The sequence below is a fragment of the Litchfieldia stipae genome, from assembly GCF_014837155.1.
In the GTDB taxonomy this organism is placed as follows: Bacteria; Bacillota; Bacilli; order Bacillales; family Bacillaceae_L; genus Litchfieldia.
Map to the genome: position 1 here is coordinate 1 of NZ_JACYHA010000055.1, position 1,676 is coordinate 1,676.

The window sequence follows — 1,676 nt, forward strand, 5'->3', positions numbered from 1 at the left end:
GAGGCCACTGAAAAAGTCCTCATAAAAGAGAAACTTAGGTTTTTATTCCTATCTTTCTCTTTTTTAATTTATAATTGATTTAATAAATAGTAGGTGGGTGTCGTCATGATTAAAAATCAAGAAAGTTTTAATTTAAGTCCTTATATGGCTATCTATGACTTAGTCGTTCCAAAAGACAATATGCTTCGTCAAATCAATGAATTGGTAGACTTTTCTTTTATTATGGAAGAACTAAAAACCAAGTATTGTTTAGACAATGGTCGGAACGCGATCCCACCTATTCGGATGTTTAAATATTTACTTTTAAAAGCAATCTACGAAGTATCAGATGTCGATTTGGTTGAGCGTTCCCAATACGATATGTCCTTCAAGTATTTTCTTGATATGGCTCCAGAGGAGCCAGTTATTAACCCTAGTTCATTGACCAAGTTCCGTCGTCAGCGTCTTCAAGATATTAAATTATTAGATTTATTAATCTCCAAAACTGTAGAGATTGCTCTTGAAAAACAAATTATCACCAGTAAAACTATAATTGTGGATGCCACTCATACTTATTCTCGCTATCAAAATCAATCACCGAAAGAGTATCTGCAAAATAAAGCTAAAAAAGTAAGGAAAACTGTTTATTCTTTTGATGAGTCTATCAAAGAGAAACTTCCACCCAAACCGACAAATAAAGAAACATCTGATGAGTTAGCATATTGTGAAAAGCTAGTGGCAGTGATTGAGCGAGAGCCTCAACTTCTTCATCTACCTGCTGTTAAAGAAAGAATCAATGAATTGAAAGAAAGCATCGAAGATGTTCAACATCAATCCTGCTTCTCGAGTGATCCAGATGCAAAAGTTGGTTATAAATCAGAAGACAGTCCTTTTCACGGTTATAAAACACATTTGGCTATGTCAGATGAACGTATTATTACATCAGCTGTAATTACTTCTGGAGAACAACCAGACGGATGCTACTTAAAAGATCTTGTTGAAAAATCTAAAACATATGGCATGGAAGTTGATACTATAATTGGTGATACTGCTTATTCAGGCAAACACAATCTAATATATACGAAAAATGAAGATATCAAACTAGTTTCTAAACTACACCCAGTGATTACAAATGGACAAACAAATCGCATACCTGGATTTGAGTTTAATAAAGATGCTGATACTTACGCATGCCCTGCCGGGCATCTAGCTACAAAGAAATTAAAAAAAGTAAGAGAAATGCACTCTAATAAAAACACCCAATTGAAATATTATTTTGATGTTGAAAAGTGTAAAGTCTGCTCATTCAAAGAAGGGTGTTATAAAGAAGGTGCAAAGACCAAAACGTACTCTGTTACGATTAAATCCAATGAACATTTGGAACAAGAAGCTTTCCAAAACTCAGAGAAGTTTCAACTCTTATCGAAAGAACGATATAAAATTGAAGCTAAAAATAGTGAATTAAAAAACAGACACGGGTTAAAAAAAGCCAATTCCTCGGGTCTATTTGGTATGGAACTCCAAGCAGCCACAACGATATTTGCAGTCAATCTCAAACGAATACTGAAGCTAATGAATGAAAAATAGGGGAATTCCCCCTTTAAAACAAGCCTTTTTGATCTTATTTGAGAAAAAAAGGCTTGTTTTTTTCTTTGGAAATTAAAGTTATCAAAAAACGATAGTTTTTCAGTGGCCTC

At 33.8% G+C, this 1,676-nt stretch carries 1 protein-coding gene; it reads left to right on the forward strand.

What is annotated here, in order from left to right:
- Positions 1–105: 105 nt before the first annotated feature.
- Positions 106–1,566 (forward strand): IS1182 family transposase, encoded by a 1,461-nt coding sequence (locus F7888_RS22245; protein ID WP_191783584.1) that lies wholly within the window; start codon positions 106–108, stop codon positions 1,564–1,566.
- Positions 1,567–1,676 lie beyond the last annotated feature (110 nt).

Excerpts from the sequence above, each read along its gene's own strand:
- F7888_RS22245 (WP_191783584.1), top strand. The coding sequence starts at position 106 with ATGATTAAAAATCAAGAAAGTTTTAATTTAAGTCCTTATATGGCTATC.